General features: G+C 37.7%; 22 protein-coding genes and 2 riboswitches. Of the genes, 19 read left to right on the top strand and 3 right to left on the bottom strand.

The annotated features are described in order from the left end of the window. Positions 1 to 42: 42 nt before the first annotated feature. The 11 genes from AAIB49_RS12610 to AAIB49_RS12560 all read left to right on the top strand — a co-directional run bounded on the left by AAIB49_RS12610 (position 43) and on the right by AAIB49_RS12560 (position 7608). Complete coding sequence (locus AAIB49_RS12610) at positions 43 to 759, top strand: DinB family protein (protein WP_343458219.1); 717 nt, start codon at positions 43 to 45, stop codon at positions 757 to 759. A gap of 55 nt (positions 760 to 814) precedes the next feature. Continuing rightward, a complete protein-coding gene (locus AAIB49_RS12605; RefSeq protein WP_343458218.1) occupies positions 815 to 1618 on the top strand; it encodes an arginase family protein in 804 nt (267 codons plus the stop codon). 68 nt (positions 1619 to 1686) lie between these two features. Continuing rightward, the gene (locus tag AAIB49_RS12600; RefSeq protein ID WP_343458217.1) at positions 1687 to 2256 is read left to right on the top strand and encodes a lysozyme inhibitor LprI family protein; all 570 of its coding nucleotides are present in this window, start codon (positions 1687 to 1689) and stop codon (positions 2254 to 2256) included. Positions 2257 to 2271: 15 nt separating this feature from the next. Beyond that, on the top strand, positions 2272 to 3135 hold the full coding sequence (locus AAIB49_RS12595) for a metallophosphoesterase (RefSeq protein ID WP_343458216.1): 864 nt from the start codon (positions 2272 to 2274) through the stop codon (positions 3133 to 3135). A 260-nt stretch (positions 3136 to 3395) separates the two neighbouring features. Beyond that, positions 3396 to 3746 (top strand): lmo0954 family membrane protein, encoded by a 351-nt coding sequence (locus AAIB49_RS12590; RefSeq protein WP_343458215.1) that lies wholly within the window; start codon positions 3396 to 3398, stop codon positions 3744 to 3746. A gap of 73 nt (positions 3747 to 3819) precedes the next feature. After that, complete coding sequence (locus tag AAIB49_RS12585; RefSeq protein ID WP_343458214.1) at positions 3820 to 4050, top strand: hypothetical protein; 231 nt, start codon at positions 3820 to 3822, stop codon at positions 4048 to 4050. Positions 4051 to 4220: 170 nt separating this feature from the next. Then, a complete protein-coding gene (locus AAIB49_RS12580; protein WP_343458213.1) occupies positions 4221 to 4856 on the top strand; it encodes a PspA/IM30 family protein in 636 nt (211 codons plus the stop codon). 92 nt (positions 4857 to 4948) lie between these two features. Continuing rightward, positions 4949 to 5674, top strand: coding sequence for a cell wall-active antibiotics response protein LiaF (gene liaF, locus AAIB49_RS12575; RefSeq protein ID WP_343458212.1), 726 nt, complete (start codon positions 4949 to 4951; stop codon positions 5672 to 5674). Further along, positions 5671 to 6714, top strand: coding sequence for a sensor histidine kinase (locus AAIB49_RS12570; protein WP_343458211.1), 1044 nt, complete (start codon positions 5671 to 5673; stop codon positions 6712 to 6714). The genes liaF and AAIB49_RS12570 overlap by 4 nt, the downstream gene beginning before the upstream one ends. Beyond that, positions 6707 to 7339 (top strand): response regulator, encoded by a 633-nt coding sequence (locus AAIB49_RS12565; RefSeq protein ID WP_343458210.1) that lies wholly within the window; start codon positions 6707 to 6709, stop codon positions 7337 to 7339. Before AAIB49_RS12570 ends, AAIB49_RS12565 begins: the two co-directional genes overlap by 8 nt. A gap of 89 nt (positions 7340 to 7428) precedes the next feature. Continuing rightward, on the top strand, positions 7429 to 7608 hold the full coding sequence (locus AAIB49_RS12560; RefSeq protein WP_343458209.1) for a hypothetical protein: 180 nt from the start codon (positions 7429 to 7431) through the stop codon (positions 7606 to 7608). A 14-nt stretch (positions 7609 to 7622) separates the two neighbouring features. Then, positions 7623 to 7725: riboswitch (purine riboswitch) on the top strand. A 151-nt stretch (positions 7726 to 7876) separates the two neighbouring features. Here the strand turns inward: AAIB49_RS12560 and AAIB49_RS12555 are convergent. Beyond that, entirely contained in the window at positions 7877 to 8476 is a 600-nt protein-coding gene (locus AAIB49_RS12555; RefSeq protein ID WP_343458208.1) for a TetR/AcrR family transcriptional regulator, read from the bottom strand. A gap of 161 nt (positions 8477 to 8637) precedes the next feature. Here AAIB49_RS12555 and AAIB49_RS12550 point away from each other — a divergent pair, with 161 nt between their 5' ends. Then, positions 8638 to 9375, top strand: coding sequence for an SDR family NAD(P)-dependent oxidoreductase (locus AAIB49_RS12550; protein WP_339216441.1), 738 nt, complete (start codon positions 8638 to 8640; stop codon positions 9373 to 9375). Between the two features lie 136 nt (positions 9376 to 9511). Next, a riboswitch (purine riboswitch) is annotated at positions 9512 to 9613 on the top strand. 235 nt (positions 9614 to 9848) lie between these two features. Then, positions 9849 to 11591, top strand: coding sequence for an adenine deaminase (gene ade, locus AAIB49_RS12545; RefSeq protein ID WP_343458207.1), 1743 nt, complete (start codon positions 9849 to 9851; stop codon positions 11589 to 11591). A 175-nt stretch (positions 11592 to 11766) separates the two neighbouring features. Here ade and AAIB49_RS12540 read toward each other — a convergent pair whose 3' ends face one another. Next, complete coding sequence (locus AAIB49_RS12540; protein ID WP_343458206.1) at positions 11767 to 12195, bottom strand: MarR family winged helix-turn-helix transcriptional regulator; 429 nt, start codon at positions 12193 to 12195, stop codon at positions 11767 to 11769. A gap of 119 nt (positions 12196 to 12314) precedes the next feature. Here AAIB49_RS12540 and AAIB49_RS12535 point away from each other — a divergent pair, with 119 nt between their 5' ends. Then, positions 12315 to 12902: an NAD(P)H-dependent oxidoreductase gene (locus AAIB49_RS12535; protein WP_343458205.1), complete on the top strand. Its 588-nt coding sequence runs from the start codon at positions 12315 to 12317 to the stop codon at positions 12900 to 12902. Positions 12903 to 12994: 92 nt separating this feature from the next. Here AAIB49_RS12535 and AAIB49_RS12530 read toward each other — a convergent pair whose 3' ends face one another. After that, positions 12995 to 14458, bottom strand: a complete 1464-nt coding sequence (locus AAIB49_RS12530) for a methyl-accepting chemotaxis protein (RefSeq protein ID WP_343458204.1) — start codon at positions 14456 to 14458, stop codon at positions 12995 to 12997. A gap of 318 nt (positions 14459 to 14776) precedes the next feature. Between AAIB49_RS12530 and AAIB49_RS12525 the strand changes: the two genes are divergently transcribed. The 5 genes from AAIB49_RS12525 to AAIB49_RS12505 all read left to right on the top strand — a co-directional run bounded on the left by AAIB49_RS12525 (position 14777) and on the right by AAIB49_RS12505 (position 18197). Next, complete coding sequence (locus AAIB49_RS12525; RefSeq protein WP_339216428.1) at positions 14777 to 15253, top strand: hypothetical protein; 477 nt, start codon at positions 14777 to 14779, stop codon at positions 15251 to 15253. An 88-nt stretch (positions 15254 to 15341) separates the two neighbouring features. Then, positions 15342 to 15518: a hypothetical protein gene (locus tag AAIB49_RS12520; RefSeq protein ID WP_339216427.1), complete on the top strand. Its 177-nt coding sequence runs from the start codon at positions 15342 to 15344 to the stop codon at positions 15516 to 15518. 190 nt (positions 15519 to 15708) lie between these two features. Continuing rightward, positions 15709 to 16842, top strand: coding sequence for an IS200/IS605 family element RNA-guided endonuclease TnpB (gene tnpB, locus AAIB49_RS12515; RefSeq protein ID WP_343458203.1), 1134 nt, complete (start codon positions 15709 to 15711; stop codon positions 16840 to 16842). 301 nt (positions 16843 to 17143) lie between these two features. Continuing rightward, complete coding sequence (locus tag AAIB49_RS12510) at positions 17144 to 17467, top strand: hypothetical protein (protein ID WP_343458202.1); 324 nt, start codon at positions 17144 to 17146, stop codon at positions 17465 to 17467. Positions 17468 to 17741: 274 nt separating this feature from the next. Continuing rightward, entirely contained in the window at positions 17742 to 18197 is a 456-nt protein-coding gene (locus AAIB49_RS12505) for an SRPBCC family protein (RefSeq protein WP_211740833.1), read from the top strand. The last annotated feature ends 211 nt before the right edge of the window (positions 18198 to 18408 follow it).

Genomic DNA, 18408 nt, shown 5'->3' with positions numbered 1-18408 from the left:
TTTTTAACCTGATAGATTAATAAAAGGGGGGTATTACCAACTATGGACAAGACTGAGCGCAAGGCTTGGAATGCAAACCACAAAACGCTAAAAGAAATGATAAGGAGACCTGAAAAGCATGAGGAGGCAGTTCAACTATTTCTTACCCAACATTCGCTTTTACATACATTTTCCAATCAGAAAAGCCTAGCAGCTGCGTTATTAGATGATTTAACAGAGACAACATTTCGGAAGTATCCTGTGAAAAGCCCAGATACAAAAAATTCGATTGCGTGGCATTTATGGCATGTTACCCGTATTGAAGACATGACGATGAATATTTTAGTGGCAGGTAGAAAACAAGTACTCAGCACAGCAAATTGGCTGGAGCAACTTCATATTCCATTTGAACATTCGGGAAATGATATGAGTGAGGAGGATATTGCGAAATTAAGTCAGGAAATCGATTTTAAGGCCCTGCTATTATATAGACAAGCTGTAGGCAAACATACCCAAGAAATCATATCGCAATTGGAAGCCGGTACATTCAGGTTGAAGGTTGAATCAGATCGAATCAACCGGTTATTTACAGAAAAAGCAGTAACAGAGGATTCTACCTGGTTGGCGGAGTATTGGAGTAAAAAAACAATAGCAGGGTTGGTATTAATGCCTGCTACGAGACATATCTTTTTGCACTTAAATAAATGCATCCGCATTAAGGAAAGGCATCAAAAAATGGTGGATTTAAGGGATGGAAAGGAAGCGGTAAAAAGAATATAATAGGTTATCATATCTACCAAATGATTAGGTTACTAGTGAACATGGAGGAATGAATATGGAAAGCAGTGTAACCTTATGGAACTTCGATGGGACTTATCGTAGACAATCTTTCTATCTAAGAAGCAATTATACATCGATCGATTTGGAATATATGCGGAATATTAGTTTGTTTTGTGAAAAAGCTGTCTTATGGGAACTGGCGGATAGAATGAGGAATCATCCAAGCAGCAACATTCATTATTTAGGTAGTGGAAACTATCATTATATCTCGTATATTCTACAATCCCAGATCAATGAGCCCTATACATTAGTGTTATTTGATCATCATACAGATACACTTCCAGCTCCAAGCGAGAGCCTGATTTCTTGTGGCTCATGGGTTCTGGAGTCCATTCATAATCTTCCCATGCTGAAGAAGGTATTTATCATTGGTGTGAGTGAAGACGCCTATCTCCATATCCCGGAAGACGTACAGAACAAAGTAGCAGTCTATACGGAACACTCACTCCAATCTAACCTACCAACGATTACCAAATCTATCTTAACTAATCTACCAACTAAATCTATTTATATCAGCATGGATAAGGATGTTCTTCTTCAGGAGGAGGCTTTGACTGCATGGGATCATGGGACACTCCGACTAAAGCAAATGATGGGCATGGTAAAGGCGCTCTATCGTACTAAATCTATTATCGGTGTCGATATTTGTGGCGAGTATCCTGTAAATCCTTCTACTGAATATCATAAAAAGACAAAAGAAGCATTGGAGAAAAATGATCGTGCTAATGGCTTTATTCTCCAATCCATCCAACATTGGAACGCTAAACGTCACAAGCCTTCGAGATTATTGCACGCATAACATTTGGTAACTTTTTACCAATTATTTGATATACTATTTGGGAATCAATGAATTGGAGGCAGCATGACATGCGAAAATTATTGTTACTAATGATACCATTACTCATTCTAGTAGGTTGTTCTAATTCAACTGTAGAACAATCAGAATCAGATAAGGTGAAGGATAATCCTTTATCAGAAGATGCGGATGTGGAAACGAAGGAAGAACAAGAACCAGAAGGGAATGCTGATACGAATGAGGAGCAAGGGAATGGATCTGTAAGTGCTCAAGAAGAGAAGGTAGTAACGAAAGCAGAATACGTAAGAAAACTAGCAGTAGTAGAAGCTATCCTAGCAGCGCAGCGTGAAATCATAGAGACGGGTACACAAGTCGATATGGAGGAAGCAGCAGGAGAAATGTATAAAGCATGGGATAATAACTTAAATGAATTATACGGTATCTTACAAAGTCAGCTTTCTGATGAAGTAATGCAAACGTTAAGAGAAGAACAGCGTAATTGGATTGTTTTACGTGATGAAGTGGCAGAAGCGGAGGCAGCTAACTACAAAGGTGGCTCAATGGAATCCTTTGCTTATACATCTAAGCTTATGGAGATGACAAAGAATAGATGTATAGAATTAGTTGAAATGTATATGTGATAAGGATGGAACGCAATGCAAAGAAGAAAGCGGAAGAGTGTCAACAGTATAAAACGGTTCCTATGGATTTTCCATCTATTATTATTCTTTGGGGCACTGGGGAAGGCCTATTTCGATACGAATGTATTTAAAGTAAATAGAGTCCAATTTCGAACGAAAAAAGTTCCGGTGAAAACGAAAGTATCGATTTTACAAATAACAGACCTTCACAATAAGGTTTATCCAGATCAGTATGAAAAGTTGATAATGACAGTAAAACATGCAAATGCTGATATGATAGTATTGACTGGAGATTTTATTAGTCGGAATACAGATGATTTTACAAATGTGTATGTCTTTATGGAGAAAATAAAACGAGCTCATCCCCATGTGTTTTTCGTAACTGGAAACCATGAGTTGGCTAACGAAAATGTAGGGAGATTTTTGTCCGGAGTTCGTGATCGGGGCATTACTATCTTAGATAATCAAAACATCACATTTACAAAGGATAACACCGTAATTAATGTAGTGGGCGTTGATAATACATCCACCGATCATGAAAATCTAAGCCAGGCATTTGCTGGTATAAAGGATAATCAGTATACGATATTACTTTCCCATTCGCCGAGTATTGTCGATAAGTACAATGGGATACCAGCTGATCTAATCTTGAGTGGGCATACACACGGAGGTCAAATTAGGCTCCCTATCATTGGGGCTGTTGTAGGCCCAGAAAGAAGTCTTTTTCCAAGGTGGGAGAAAGGAATATTCGACTTGGGCCAGGGGCAATTTTTGTACGTGGATAGCGGTCTCGGAACAAGTGGATATCCAGTACGTTTTTTGAATCAGAGTCAAATTAGTTTAATAGAGATAGTTGGGGATGGTTTAGGAGATAGTTAGATCCCCCTTTAGCCCAAAATAGCTTTATTTGGGGCTTTGGTTTAATGGGAATTTTATGAATTTTTCGGGAGAGAAGAGAAAGTTTACAAATGTAATAGAGGCAATTCTAAAGGTTCACATCTTTAGGGTTGCCTCTTCTTGTTTAGAAGCCCTATACCCAAATAAGCCCCTAGACCTAGTTCAAAATATAGCTGAGGCTCATTATCCAAAACCCTTTTTCTCGGTAAACTTAACTCATGATAAAGAAAGGAGGCAATCAGATGAGGAAATTTATGCTGTTTGTAGGAGGGCTAATTGCCCTACTTGTATTATTAGTTAACTTAGGTCCAATGGTTTTATTAGGTCTTAGTGTATGGTTGCTATATATCGTCTTCAAAAAGTTCATCAAGAGTGATTCAGTCGCAGCTAAAATTGGTTGGGTTATTCTAGGGCTCATTATTCTAGGAGTCGGTTTTACCAATATTTACTCTGTCATTGGAATTGCAGCTGCATTTGCATTGTATTGGATCGTGAAAAACTGGAAAAAAGATGGAGATTCCCCCGTTGTTCCTACTGATGACGGTGATCCATTTACAAACTTTGAACACCAATGGGCAGATTTGAATAATTAAGATTTATAGATAAGTGGTGGAGCTTGGAATATGTGCTTGGGATTGGGGGGAGATGGGCCCAGGGGTTGTGGAGATGCGCCCGAAAATGGAGAAGATAAGCCCGAGGGTTGGGAGGATGCGCCCGAAGAGGGAGAAGATGAGCCCGGGGGTTGTGGAGATGCGCCCGAAGAGGGAGAAGATGAGCCCAAGGTTTGGGAACATGCGCCCGAAGAGGAAGAAGATGAACCCGAGGGTTGTGGAGATGCGCCCGAAAATGGAGAAAATGAGCCCAAGTTTGAGAAAGATGGGCCCGAATTTGGAGTAAATAAACTCGAGGCCAGGGTACATGCACCCGAAAGCAAGAAAGATGAACCCGGAAAACCAGCGCATGTGCCCTAGCTTAACAAACATGAACCCGATAATCCCAAACATGAACCCAAACACCAAAACCACGCCCCCTCAGACTACAATTTGAAATAAAAGGAGAGAACTATTATGACAAATGTTTTCACACGGATTAAAGATTCTATAGAAGCGGATTTACATGAGTTACTGGATAAAAAGGAGAAGAAAAACCCAGTTTCAACGTTAAATCAATATTTACGCCAAGCAGAACAAGAGGTAGAGAAAGTGCGTAAATTGATTGAGCGTCAATATAAGTTGAAGGATGAGTTTTCAAGGGAATATTTGAAAGCTGCGGAAATGGCTGAGAAACGTGAAAAGCAAGCTTCTATTGCTGAAAAAGCGGGCGAGGAGCAAATGCATGCTTTTGCTCAAAAGGAAAAGGAAGAATATCAAGCGCGTGCGGAAAGAATGAAGGCATCTCGCCAGGAAGCGATGGAGCAATTAGAAGAGCTGGAGCAAAAATATGAAGAAATGAAGCACCGGGTTAAAGATATGCGTCTTCGTCGAATGGAATTGATGGGACGTGAGAATATACTTCATGCCAATCATCAAATTAATCGCGTGATGGAAGAGGTATCTGATAAACCATTCTCTAAGTTTGCTGAAATGGAACGTTACATTGACAATCTGGAATACATGGTTAATAGTGCTTATTATAAGAGCACATTTGATAGTAAGATTGCTAAATTAGAAAAAGAAATGCAGGAAAAGGAAAAAGCGAATTAATTGAAATGCGCAAAAACGCATTAAAAATGGTATACTCATGACACAGGCCCAAGCAATTGGGCCTGTGTGAGTTGATAGGGGGGATTCCTGCTATGTTCAAGAAACTAAAAACAGATACACTCAACTGGATTATGATCGTAGGAGTAATCCTCCTTATATTGGAAATTATTTCCCATTTTGGTGGGGCTGTTATACCTGCCATATTTTCCGCTATATTTGCTTATATAGGATGGAAAAACTTCCAGCATTTATGGGGAAAGGTTCTATTTTGGATTTTTATCGTCTCGTTTGTCTTCTGTATTTTAAACTTGTGGGCAGTTCGTTTTCTGATTGTCGTGGTCATTGTACTGTGGCTTAAAGATTATTATGAGTCCAAAAATAGTAAAAGCTTAAAACCGACTCTCCCTAACCATGTCATTAATAATGATAAGCTCATTAAAATGAAGCCACTTTTTCAAAATAAGCTCTTTGATGATATGCAAACCGAGGATATGGCTTATCAATGGCGGGATGTTAATATTCATGGTGGGATTGGAGAACGGGTGATCGACCTAAGTAATACGGTGCTTCCTAATGATACAGCGGTAATCTCTATCCGTCATTTAGTTGGCAATATCGAGATTTATGTTCCTTATGAAGTAGAGGTTAGTATTCATCATAGCTCGGTATTTGGTAGGGCGCACATCTTTGACGAGAAAGATATGAAATTGGTGAATAAGTCACTCTTATTCCAAACAGAACATTATGATTCCACTTATCCTAGAGTGAAAATTATAACCTCTATATTTTCCGGTGATATCGAGGTGAAGCGCATATGATGACAGTACTTCGCCATATGATGATCGGGATTATGTATAGTTTAGTATTAGTAGTACTCTCGGTAGGGTTAACCTTTTTCTTACAGGATGAATTTAGTTGGTCCATGCTTTGGGAAAAGCAAATTGGTGATGTGTCCTTTCTACTAACCGTCCTTGGAATTGCAACAATCTCTGGGGCGATTCTGGGAATATCAATTGGTTGGTATTGGAAGCAACGAATTCAATATGTTGAGCGAAAGCTGGATAACGTAATTAAAGGTCAACATACGGATATAGATACAGATTCGTACAAGGAATTAAAAAGGTTAGAACAGAAAATAAAGCAATTACAAGAAAAGATAAATAAGCAAGCAGAGCATTTCCAAACCCTTGCAACAAAGCGCGCAGAAGAGAGAGAGCAAAGCTTACAAGAGATTGTTGTCCAAGAGCGTAATCGTTTAGCAAGGGAGCTACATGATTCGGTTAGTCAGGAATTATTTGCTGCCTCAATGATGATGTCTGCCATAAATGATACGGCAATCGAATTAGATAGCAAAATAAAACAGCAACTAAGACTAGTTGAAAACATGATTCAACAATCCCAGCTAGAAATGCGGGCACTGCTTCTCCATTTACGACCTGTAGCACTAAAAGGAAAATCACTTCTGGAAGGTGTAGAAGAATTGTTGAAGGAGCTTATACAAAAGGTTCCGATGGACATCTCCTGGAAGGCAGAGGATTTCCAGCTTGATAAAGGGGTGGAGGATCAACTATTTCGCATTTTACAGGAATCAGTGTCCAATACATTAAGACATGCAAAGGCAACAACTCTTCATGTGATGCTAATAAAGCGAGATAATATAGCAATTCTGCGGGTAAAGGATAATGGTGTTGGATTTGATATGAATACAGTAAAAACAGGGTCATATGGCCTGCAGAATATGAAAGAACGTGCATTAGAAGTCGGTGGAACGATTAAAATTATTTCATTACCAAACCAAGGAACACAGTTGGAAGTGAAGGTTCCTATCATACGGAAGGAAGGTGAACATAGTGATTAAAGTCTTATTCGCAGATGATCATGAAATGGTAAGAATTGGTGTAACATCTTATCTCTCTGCTCAGCAAGATATTGAAGTGATTGCTGAGGCGAGCGATGGTGCCCCTGCTGTTAAGCTTGCGTTAGAGCTTAGGCCAGATATCATTTTAATGGATCTAGTAATGAAGGAAATGGACGGAATTGAAGCAACGAAACAAATTATAGAACAATGGCCAGAAGCAAAAATTATCATCGTCACTAGTTTTCTTGATGATGAGAAAGTATATCCAGCATTAGAAGCTGGTGCGACAAGCTATATGCTAAAAACATCGAGAGCGGAAGAAATAGCTAAAGCGATTCGCTCAACTTACCAAGGACAATCCGTCCTAGAGCCAGAAGTAACAGGAAAGATTATGACGAAAATGCGTGAAAAGCCTGTCACACATCTTCATGATCAATTAACCGATCGGGAAATGGAAATTCTTTTGCTAGTCGCGCAAGGTAAATCCAATCAAGAAATTGCCGATGAACTTTTTATTGCACTAAAGACGGTGAAGGTGCACGTAAGTAACATTCTTGGGAAACTTGGGGTTCAGGACCGAACACAGGCAGTAATTTATGCCTTTAAGCATGATCTAGTTAAATAAAGATAGTGCTTTAGTGGCAAATAACTATTACCCTTTGTTTACTATTTATCTTATGAATGTTTATCAAAAGCATGTAGGAGGGATTATGAATGAGGAAAAGGGAAACCATTCTCTTGTCATCTTTACTGTTTTTAATTGGTGCACTGGTTGGATTTTTAGCTTCTCCAATTAAGAAAGGTGTTCGTATCCATATTGCAGGTGTCACTACTAATCATCATGGTTCGAGAGAAAAAGAATCAAAGGACGTAGAGAAAAAGGTTATAGATTGAGTGCTATAATAAACAATTAATTGTACCTATTTACTCATATAGCCGCAAGAATATGGCTTGTAAGTTTTCTACCAGTTCACCGTAAATAAACTGACTATGAGTAGCATTATATCGTCACTTATTCGTATCTTTTTAGGCATAAAAGGCTCGGAAAAATGGTTATACTCGTAGAATTTAGAGTGTAGTCATTTTTCCGAGCTTTTTTATTCTGTACACTAGTATTTAGAGTACTGTTGAAAATAAATTCGAATTAATAGCCGTACATTAACTAATCCGTCCCAACAAATCGAACGGAAGCCATATGCGTCTGCGCTAACCGGATAACCTCCTCAATAAACTCTTCCTGAGAAGCCTCAAACCCTGTATGTATCCAGTGGGATATTAGTCCATAAAAACCATACGCCGTATACCGTGTAAAGTAATCCATATCTACTGGTAAATGGTCTATAGTTTCGAATTGGAACTTGTCTTGATAGATTTTTAGAATGGTTTGCGGAAATCTTGTATGCAATTCTGGAATCGTATCTTGATAGGTAATCAATGCAAAGAAGTTACCATTCTGATAAATATAGGAAATAATATTAAAAGAACTTTTAGTGAGATGAACGGTGCTTATCTTTTTTTTAGATTGAAACGGTTTCCCGACTGCTTCTTGTAACCCGAGGAGCATTGTCTCTAGTAAATCCTCTGCTAACTCATATTTATCACGATAATGGGTGTAGAAGGTGCTTCGGTTATATTTGGCGTATTCCACAATATCTTTGATTGTGACATGCTGGAAGCCCTTTTCTTTGATTAACGCAATAAGTGCTAATTGGAAATGTTCTTTGGTTCGGTTTTTACGTGGAGTGGAGAGCAGTTCAGTCATTACGTTACCCCCTGTAATAAACAGTTTACTAATATCTGTATAACTAATAGACAATAAGGACAGTATTGATGGTTGGATAGCAAAAAGTTACGTACTACAATTAAATTGTAAGCATTTAAATAAAAAATTGTCTAAATATATTATAACAGGAGGCATCGATTATGGGGAAACTACAAGATAAAGTAGCAATCATCACTGGTGGCGTATCTGGAATTGGGGCTGCAACAGCGCGCTTGTTTGCTGCTGAAGGGGCAAAATTAGTGTTAGTAGATTTCAATGAAGAAAAAGGAACTGCGTTTGAAGCAGAATTAAAATCGGAAGGCACTGAAGCTATCTTCGTAAAAGCGGATGTAACGAGTGAAGACGATGTAAATAATATTTATGATAAAACATTATCAACCTTTGGTAAAGTAGATATTCTCTTTAATAATGCTGGTATCGGTGCTGTAAAACCGACAGAAGAATTAACATATGCTGAATGGAGAAAAACAGTAGAAGTTGATTTAGACGGTGTATTTTTAGTTGCACAAGCCGCAATTAAAGAGTTCTTGAAGGCAGGTAGTGGTGTTATTGTCAATACAGCTTCTATGTATGGTTGGGTTGGATCACCTGGTAGTGCAGCATATAATGCGGCAAAAGGTGGAGTGGTTAACTTAACTCGTTCTCTTGGATTAGAATATGCAGATCGTAACATCCGTGTCAATGCACTATGCCCAGGATTTATTGATACACCAATCTTAGGTGAAACAGATAGAGGCTTTTTAACTAATTCAACACCAATGAAGCGTTTAGGTAAACCAGAAGAAATGGCAAAAGCTGTATTATTCTTGGCAAGTGATGATTCTAGTTTCATGACTGGTAATAGCTTAATTGTTGATGGTGGCTATACAGCTCAATAATAAATTTATGAACTTAAAAAATCCATGCTGAAATTCGTTCGGTATGGGTTTTTATCTATCCATGGAGATTACTTATGATTAGTTATCGAAAGAATTTTTCTGTTGAAATCTAATTATGTAGTGCTATAATACTAATAATTGCATACATCTATTCACTCATATAATAGCAAGAATATGGCTTGCGAGTTTCTACCAGTTTACCGTAAATGAACTGACTATGAGTAGCATTACATAGTAACAGATTTACATATCTATTACTATCTTTTCAGGCATAAAAGGCTCGGAGGAATTGCTATACTCGTAGATTTTAGAGTGTAGTGTTCTTTCGAGCTTTTTAGTAGTTAGGAAAGTATAAAATCTTCCTTGAGAGCATAACAAATACTACTACGCCCGGTAAAAAAGAGTGAATGCTAGTTTTTCTAATTTTTTCTAAAGACAGATTGGATCCAAATTCAGAGATGGGGGAAGAAAAAATGAAAAAAAGTGACTTAACAAAATTGATAAATGTTGCAGCAGGTCGCGAGGTTGCGGATCTTGTGTTAAAAAATGGGAAAATTATCGATGTTTATCAAGGTAGTGTCCTACATGGTGACGTCGCAATTATAGATGGAAAGATTGCCGGGATTGGTGAAGCATATGAGGGGAAGGAAACGGTTGATTTAGAAGGGAAGTACATTGCACCTGGTTTTATTGATCCGCATATCCATGTAGAATCGTCTTATGTGACCCCAGAAGAGTTTGGTCGATTACTTGTACCACATGGAACCACAACCGTAATGGCAGACCCTCATGAAATTGTGAATGTAGCGGGGCTAAAAGGATTGGATTATATGATCGAGGCGGCAAAGCATACTGCATTAGATATTCAATATATGCTACCTTCCTGTGTGCCTGCTACCAATATGGAAAACGCTGGTGCTGTGTTAACGGCATCGGATATGGTGGCTCCTTTGGAGGAGGGAAAAGCAGCAGGACTTGCGGAATTTATGGACTTTCCTGTGGTGATTCAAGCCCAAGATAGTGTTATCGATAAATTATTAGTTGCTAGAAATTTAAATAAACGAATTGATGGACATAGTCCAATGGTGAGTGGTAAGGAACTAAATGCATATGTCGCTGCTGGTGTTGAAAATGACCACGAATGCTCTACTGTAGAGGAATTACAAGCTCGTATTTCAAGAGGGATGTATGTTTTCTTAAGAGAAGGGACTATTACACATAATTTGCGTACATTGTTAAAAGGAGTTACACCGCAGAATGCGCATCGCTGCTGTTTATGCGGAGATGATGTACAAGCAAAGACGATTTTAGAAAAGGGGCACCTAGACAATTCCATCCGTATTTGTATCGAAGAAAACATGGATCCAATTACTGCAATTCAGATGGCGACGATCAATACGGCAACATGCTGCCAGTTACATGATCGTGGAGCAGTAGCACCAGGATTGAGAGCAGATTTGGTTATTTTTCAAGATCTTGACAATTTGGTAGTAGAACAGACGTATATTAATGGGGAACTAGTAGCAGATCAAGGAGAATATGTACTTCCATATACGAAAGCAGATACTTCTTCTGTGCAATCTAGTGTCCATATCGGTGATTTTTCGATCGAAAAGCTACGTTTGCAATTAACTTCTAATAAAGCAAGAGCGATTCAATATGTCCCAACAGAGGCATTGACGAATGAAGCAATTGTAGAGGTTGAACGGGATGAGACGGGAGAGTTTATATACAATCCTGCAAAACCAGTCGCAAAAATTGCTGTTGTGGAGAGACATAACAATACGGGAAATGTGTTTGTTGGTTTATTTAAGGATTACGGTATTCAAAGAGGTGCTATTGGAATTTCCATTGCCCATGATTCCCATAATTTGATTGTCACAGGAACGAATGATGCGGATATGGCCATCGTCATTGAAAATTTAAAACAACAAGATGGTGGTGTCGTCTTAGTTAATAATGGTGAAGTCATCTCCAGAATGGCACTTCCAGTAGGTGGATTGATGAGTAATCTATCAGGTGAAGAAGTAGCAGCGGAGCAAACCAAAGTAAACAAAGCCGCACGAGAAGTTCTAGGCATATCGGATGATGTAGATCCAATCATGACGTTAGGCTTTATGTCTTTAGCCGTTATTCCAACATTAAAGATAACAGACATGGGGCTTGTTGACGTGACAAAGTTTGAGTTTGTACCGGTTTCGGTTGAGGAGAATTAGGTCAGTAGGTTAGTTGCCATTATTTTTATTAATTAAACCGTTAATGGTTACATTTGAATAGAAGGATTTAGTAGATTATATGAAAGATAATAGAGTAGAGAATCCATTTTGATGTTTAGTCAGAATGGATTCTTTTTATAAGTATTTACGGAAGATGAGTAATCACTTCGGAAGACTACTTAAACAATTTCTCCCTCAAAACATCAAAAGCTTGTTCAATCTCCTTTAAATCCTCATTAGAAGCATCCTTAATTCGATCTAGAAAACGGACTTCAATTATGTGGAATGCCTCGTTCATCAATACTTCTCCATCTTCAGATAACTTGATAGATTGCTTACGCCTATCATTTGTATCAGGTGCCTTCTCAATCATATTTTTCTCACTTAATTTACTAAGCTCACGACTGGTATTAGACATAGTCATTTTTAGACAATCATTTATCTCCGTAGGGGTTACAGGTTGGTTTACTTTGATGAATTCAAGAATGTTATATTGAACTTGTGAAATTGAATGGTGCTTTGCATCTTTAGTGAGTTCATTTGACACATGATGAACAGAAGACATAAATGATATAAATTGGTTAAAGAGCTCCTTTTTATCCATTTCTTCACCTCATAGAAATAAGATAACAAAATAGTTATCAATAAACAATTATCATTTGATAAATAAAAACAGCGGCGTTATAATTTTGTTATCAAATGATAATTAAAGGGGGAATGACGATGAAAATGCTAATTATTTATACGTATCCGAATCACAAAAGTTTAAATTATGCTTTTTTACAACACATTGTTAATGGCAGTAAAGAGAACACAAACATTGATGAAATACAGATTTTGGATTTATATGAAGAGGGATTTAATCCAGTTTTAGTATTTAATGAGCAAAAGCGGAGGCGTGCTATGCATATTGATCCTGACTTGGAAAAGTATAGGAAACAGATTACTTGGGCAGATAAAATCGTTTTTATATATCCCATTTGGTGGGGAAGGCCACCTGCTATGCTTATGGGGTATATCGACCGTTTATTTGCCTCAAATTTTGCTTATAAAGATAAAAGGGGGCTTTTCCCAGAAGGATTATTGAAAGGAAAGTCTGTCATTTGTATATCAACTATGAAAGGGCCAACTTTTTATCCATTGCTATGGTTGAATAATGCACATAAACTGTTAATGAAAAGAGCTTTATTTAGCTTTGTTGGAATTAAAAGAGTAAAGTTTTTTGAATTTGGAAATATGGAATGTTCAAAGGGCAGACAAGTCAAAAAGCTCGAGAAAATATACCATTATTTTAAACGATTAAGTCATTAGATCCTTTCAGAAGATAAACTCACCTTCGTAATGCCTCCTCAAATGCTAGAATAGCAACTATCTTTTGGGAGGCATTACTTTACGTGAGTTATCTAAAATAAACCTTTTAGATTTTGGGTAGCTTTATTTGTCTCTTGAATTAATTCGGCAAGCTGTTCCTTATAATTAGTCTGTGATTGAACAGTAGCTGAAATCTCTTCAAGCGAAGCTGATGCTTGCTGTAATAAGGATGCAAATTCATTTACAGCACGTTCAATGGATACAGTCTCTTTGTCGATATTTTTAGCAAGTGTCCCAAAGGAATTCACTTCTTCTTTTAATTGGACAATGGATGCTTGAATAGAATCAAAGATAGACTGGTTTTTCCTTGTTCCTTCGATGTTTTCATCCATTTTTCTTGCAACGGTATTCATTTTATCCTGTGTTTCTACATTGTTACTATGTATTTCATGTAATGTAGTAGAAATTTGAACAGCCGTTTTATCAGAAGTCTCTGCTAGTTTGCGGATTTCATCTGCTACGACGGAGAATCCTTTTCCTGCTTCACCAGCTCTTGCTGCTTCAATGGAAGCATTGAGCGCAAGTAAATTAGTTTGGGAGGTAATTCCTTGAATAGCTTGAATGGAGCTTAAGGACGATTCAATTTTCTCACTTAATTGTTTCATATTCTCTTCAGTAAGCTCAAGAAACTCCTTGAACTCATTCATTTGCTCATTCAATACATGTGATTGTGTACGACCTTCATTAATCTGATCTGTGATTTGTGTCGTGAATTCACTGATTTGCTCAACTTGTCCATTCATGGAAACGGCTTGCTTCGCAGTGGTTTCTACTGCTTCCATAATATCGTTGACAGCATTTCCTTGTGACTGTGCCCCGGCAGCAATTTCTTGAATAGCAGAATTAAGTTCTTGGGTTGCTGCTTTCTCAGCTTCTGACTGCTGTTCAATGGTGTACATATTATCTGCTATTACTTTAGAGTTTTCTGCTAATACAACACGTTGATTGGATTCTGCTTCTAATTTTTCTTGCATGGCCACTTGGCTAGAAGCAAGGTTTCTTTCCAAGTTACCCATAATTTTTTGCTGGAAAAATAATACAATAATAGCTAAAGAAAATAGTAGTAAATACGTGCCAAGATCAGATGAATAAATATCACCATTTAATGTGAAAGCGAAGATTAGTAATCCGATTCCACAACATGTTCCAATGGCATATAGAATTAAATTCATATATAGGGCGGAACAAATTAATAAAAAGTAAATTAGTGATAGGTTATTCTCTGAAGGGCTAATTATAATAATCGCACCTAACAGAATGACTAAACCGATAATGGACATATAAGAAATTAATTTGGTTAGGCGGTTCGTTATATGTAAGAAGGCAATAATAGCACACAATATTCCTCCACCAATGGCAATTGTCCATATAAGCAATAACGGTTTGTTAAGGCTCATCTCCACTACTGTACCGAGAATAACGGAAAGCATTAACATAATGAGTATAATTTTATTCTTTTTCCGCAATGTTTCGTTGTTTAATTGTTCGAGTGTCATATGAAATCTCCTTTATTTTATTATTACCATTCATTATCTTAGCATAAAAAGTAGGTGAATGTATCTATATTTGGATGCTAGATAGTAAATTTATAACCCAGTCAATGCAGATGATTTAAGGAATGTTCCATCATTCTGGGAAAAAATCGATAACATGACTATATAGGATAAAAGTCCTGATTGAATTAACTTTTCTCACCGAAGTTTCCTGAAACTGTGAAATCACTCCTAACAAAGTAGATACCTACTCTAGCAATGGCTTATTGAAACAAATCCGTTCATCCTGACGTCCTATAGATAAAAAAAGGAGGATTTCAATTGAAAAGGTTGTTATTTTACTTTGTGGTGTTAGCTATTGTACTCACGGGTTGTGATACTAGTGCCGCTAGTAAAGAGGGAGTGGAGGTTGATAAACCGCCTAAAATGTGGGTTGAAATTGCTGGTCAACAATATGAAACGGTACTTGGTGCCTATTGCTGGAAGAAGACGACAACTGCTGAATGTGTGGATGTTGCGGGAGCTGAAATATTACTAAAAGATAAGGAACCAATTGAGATAGAGGCAGGTGAAACCGTGACATTCGGAATGGACTTCGAACCGCTACCGAATGAAGTTCATCTTACACAAACGAGTAATAAGAAAAGTAACGATGTCGCTGTTACGAATTTTACTTTTACAGCACCGGAAGAAGAAGGAGTCTATTATTATGATATTGGTGTTTGGTGGATGGATGAAAGTAACGAAGATGTTTCCAATGGTAATGCAATCTATGCAATTGCCTTAAAGGTGAAGTAGTGTAAAACACTTACCATTCAGCATTTTAATCCAAACTTTTGACCAACTTGATTATTCACGAGATAATAGCTGAAAAGGTGGGAGTTACATGAAATGTGGTGCTAAAAGGTATGTAGTCGAAGCGGAGCTTAATGGAACCAAATGGTTAAAAACGGTTATAGCACGATCACCTGCAGAAGCAAGGAAGAAGTTCCGTTTTTCCTATGGAAGTGACGTCTCAATAATCGCCGTTAAGCAAGTAAAGGGGCAATTAGAATACGTATAATAAATTGGTAGCCTTTATCATCAATAGGCGAGAAGACTCCCACCTCAAGGAATGGGAAATGAGTAGGTGGGAGATGAATCGCCATCTCTTGTCCGACTATTCAAGTGCTTCCATTCTTCCCTGAAATGGCCTATCCACCATGCAACATATGGTATAATAGAGGTATCAGATACCGAGAGAGGTGAAAGCAATGCTCGTCAAAAAAGCCTACAAATTCCGCATCTACCCAACAAATGAACAGAAAAGACAGATTGCGAAAACCATTGGCTGTTCTCGTTTTGTCTTCAACCATTTTTTAGCTAAGTGGAACGACACCTACAAAGAAACAGGAAAAGGACTGACGTATAACGCTTGTTCTGCTCAACTACCTCAATTGAAAAAGGAATTAAGCTGGTTAAAAGAAGTAGACAGCATCGCAGTCCAAACTTCCCTCCGAAACCTCTCTGATGCCTTCTCCAGATTCTTTCAAAAGCAAAATAAAGCCCCGCGATTTAAGTCCAAAAAGCATCCGGTTCAATCCTACACAACGAAGCAGACCAACAGAAATATCTCCATGGAAGGGAACAAAATCAAACTACCTAAATTAGGGCTCGTTCGCTTTGCCAAAAGCCGTGAAGTACATGGTCGTATCATCAATGTTACCATTAGACGTAATCCAAGCGGAAAATATTTCATCTCTATACTGGCAGAAACAGACATACAACCATTAGCAAAAACAGAATCGGCTATCGGAATCGACTTAGGCATCACGGACTTTGCGATTCTTTCTGATGGTCGCAAGATTGACAATAACAAGTTTACTTCCAACATGGAAAAGAAGTTAAAACGAGAACAACGCAAACTATCCAGACGTGCTTTGCATGCGAGAAACAACGGAATCAACTTACTCGATGCCAAAAACTATCAAAAACAAAAACGAAAAGTAGCAAGATTGTATGAAAGAGTGCTGAATCAACGTGCCGACTTCCTGAATAAGTTAAGTACAGCCATCATCAAAAACCACGATGTCATCTGTATCGAAGACTTGAACACGAAAGGAATGTTGCGCAATCATAAACTAGCGAAATCTATCGCTGACGTATCATGGTCTAGTTTTGTGACGAAATTACAGTACAAAGCGGATTGGTATGGTAAAACCCTGGTGAAAATAAGTAGGTGGTTCCCATCCAGTCAACGATGCTCTGCTTGTGGACATCAAACTGGCAAGAAGTCGCTTGGGGTAAGGGAATGGACTTGTCCAGCTTGTCACATGCATCATGATCGAGATATCAATGCGAGTAAAAATATTCTAGCTGAAGGATTACGAATCGTAGCTTCACCTTAAACAACCCATAAAACCGTAGGGACTACGGGGATAGCTTGGTAAAGAAGAGAAACCGCTGTTAGTTAAGAAAGACCACGAACAAGTACGCTCTGTTCCCAAGAATCCCCCACTTCAAACATCCTGAAAGGAGGTTAAGTGGGGGTAGTTCAAACGATTGTTCATATCATCATGAGTTATTTTTTTGATTTCCATTCGTTAATTCCGGTTTGGAAATTATCGTAAAGCAGTTCATATTCCTAGGTTGACATGGAGTTCACTCCATCTTTTATGATAAATGAAATAAAAGAGAGGAGTGAACTCCATGGTAGTCATTACATATAGCTTAGCGGGGCTGTATGCCGTATTAACAGGGGTAGCAGCAATTGCGCAATGGAAGGAAAAGGGATTTCAAATCCAGCGATGCTTATTCTTATTGGTATCCATTAGTATGCTTTTCATCATGTGGATACCCAATAAAACAAACGTCGTCATATCCTTTGTTCTAGCGTTTTTTTTCCTGCATGTATTAGCAATTATAGAGGGAATGAAAACGCAGGGGAGAATTAATTGGAGGCATCATATGACACGCTTTGCCTTCCACACTTTATTAACTTTTTACTTATCCGCAATTTACTTTAGTAGGTGAAACGATAGAGAGGGTATTGAGTAAAAATTCAACCGTTTCCATAAAGTTAATAGTAATATCAATCACACTTGACCATTCTTAAACTATCGCTCATAGTGATACTTTGGGATTATATAAGGTTGTTAAAGATTTTCATTGGGTATCTAGAATATGTAACTGTTAATCTGCCTTAGCAAGAGTTACATTTATTATAAGATTTCGGTATTCTTATCCAATTAAGTGAAAGAGGATATGAATATAGGTAATAATAATATTCTTATAAAGGAGCTAGCTAATGCCTATTATTAAGCATGAGCAATTTATTCAAGCATCGCTGGATGTATGCTTTGACCTTGCTAGAAACGTAGAAATACATACTCTAACTACTTCTAAAACAAAGGAAAAAGCTGTTGGTGGGGTTACACAAGGTTTATTAAAAAAGGGAGATACTGTTACTTGGGAAGCTACTCACTTTGGTATTAGACAAAAATTAACAGTAAAAGTAACTCATATGGAAAAGCCCACCATGTTTGTTGATGTTATGGTAAAAGGCGCGTTTAATTCTTTTACACATACCCATCGGTTCGTAGAAGAGAATGGCGGGACTATAATGATAGATATCTTTAAGTATAAGTCACCTCTTGGTATAGTTGGTATTATTGCAGACAAATTATTTTTAGAAAAGTATATGACAAATTTTATTATCTCTCGTGCGAAAGAACTAAAAAGGATTGCAGAAAATCTTGAATAATATGAACTGTGAGTCAGATTTATTATCACAGCTTTTCTATTAGGCTTATATAAAGTCGTGTTCTGTAATATTTCTGTTATAGTAAGTGGCATGAAACATATACTATGTTAATATGTAGGAACGGAAACAGGGAATATTGAATTAGAAAGACTTATGGAAAGGCAAATCACGATTAGTTGGAGAATAATTTTAGTAAAGACCTGAAAGGAAG

The organism is Ornithinibacillus proteolyticus (assembly GCF_039581225.1).
GTDB lineage: Bacteria > Bacillota > Bacilli > Bacillales > Amphibacillaceae > Ornithinibacillus > Ornithinibacillus massiliensis.
Note: the sequence above shows the minus strand (reverse complement) of the source record. Positions and strands in the feature narration are given on the sequence as shown.

Coding starts and splice junctions, on each gene's coding strand:
- AAIB49_RS12535 (WP_343458205.1), top strand. CDS start 12,315: ATGAAAATGCTAATTATTTATACGTATCCGAATCACAAAAGTTTAAAT.
- AAIB49_RS12605 (WP_343458218.1), top strand. CDS start 815: ATGGAAAGCAGTGTAACCTTATGGAACTTCGATGGGACTTATCGTAGA.
- AAIB49_RS12585 (WP_343458214.1), top strand. CDS start 3,820: ATGCGCCCGAAAATGGAGAAGATAAGCCCGAGGGTTGGGAGGATGCGC.
- AAIB49_RS12505 (WP_211740833.1), top strand. CDS start 17,742: ATGCCTATTATTAAGCATGAGCAATTTATTCAAGCATCGCTGGATGTA.
- AAIB49_RS12550 (WP_339216441.1), top strand. CDS start 8,638: ATGGGGAAACTACAAGATAAAGTAGCAATCATCACTGGTGGCGTATCT.
- AAIB49_RS12530 (WP_343458204.1), bottom strand. CDS start 14,458: ATGACACTCGAACAATTAAACAACGAAACATTGCGGAAAAAGAATAAA.
- tnpB (WP_343458203.1), top strand. CDS start 15,709: ATGCTCGTCAAAAAAGCCTACAAATTCCGCATCTACCCAACAAATGAA.
- AAIB49_RS12570 (WP_343458211.1), top strand. CDS start 5,671: ATGATGACAGTACTTCGCCATATGATGATCGGGATTATGTATAGTTTA.
- AAIB49_RS12580 (WP_343458213.1), top strand. CDS start 4,221: ATGACAAATGTTTTCACACGGATTAAAGATTCTATAGAAGCGGATTTA.
- AAIB49_RS12540 (WP_343458206.1), bottom strand. CDS start 12,195: ATGGATAAAAAGGAGCTCTTTAACCAATTTATATCATTTATGTCTTCT.
- liaF (WP_343458212.1), top strand. CDS start 4,949: ATGTTCAAGAAACTAAAAACAGATACACTCAACTGGATTATGATCGTA.
- ade (WP_343458207.1), top strand. CDS start 9,849: ATGAAAAAAAGTGACTTAACAAAATTGATAAATGTTGCAGCAGGTCGC.
- AAIB49_RS12560 (WP_343458209.1), top strand. CDS start 7,429: ATGAGGAAAAGGGAAACCATTCTCTTGTCATCTTTACTGTTTTTAATT.
- AAIB49_RS12555 (WP_343458208.1), bottom strand. CDS start 8,476: ATGACTGAACTGCTCTCCACTCCACGTAAAAACCGAACCAAAGAACAT.
- AAIB49_RS12590 (WP_343458215.1), top strand. CDS start 3,396: ATGAGGAAATTTATGCTGTTTGTAGGAGGGCTAATTGCCCTACTTGTA.
- AAIB49_RS12595 (WP_343458216.1), top strand. CDS start 2,272: ATGCAAAGAAGAAAGCGGAAGAGTGTCAACAGTATAAAACGGTTCCTA.
- AAIB49_RS12610 (WP_343458219.1), top strand. CDS start 43: ATGGACAAGACTGAGCGCAAGGCTTGGAATGCAAACCACAAAACGCTA.
- AAIB49_RS12520 (WP_339216427.1), top strand. CDS start 15,342: ATGAAATGTGGTGCTAAAAGGTATGTAGTCGAAGCGGAGCTTAATGGA.
- AAIB49_RS12510 (WP_343458202.1), top strand. CDS start 17,144: ATGGTAGTCATTACATATAGCTTAGCGGGGCTGTATGCCGTATTAACA.
- AAIB49_RS12600 (WP_343458217.1), top strand. CDS start 1,687: ATGCGAAAATTATTGTTACTAATGATACCATTACTCATTCTAGTAGGT.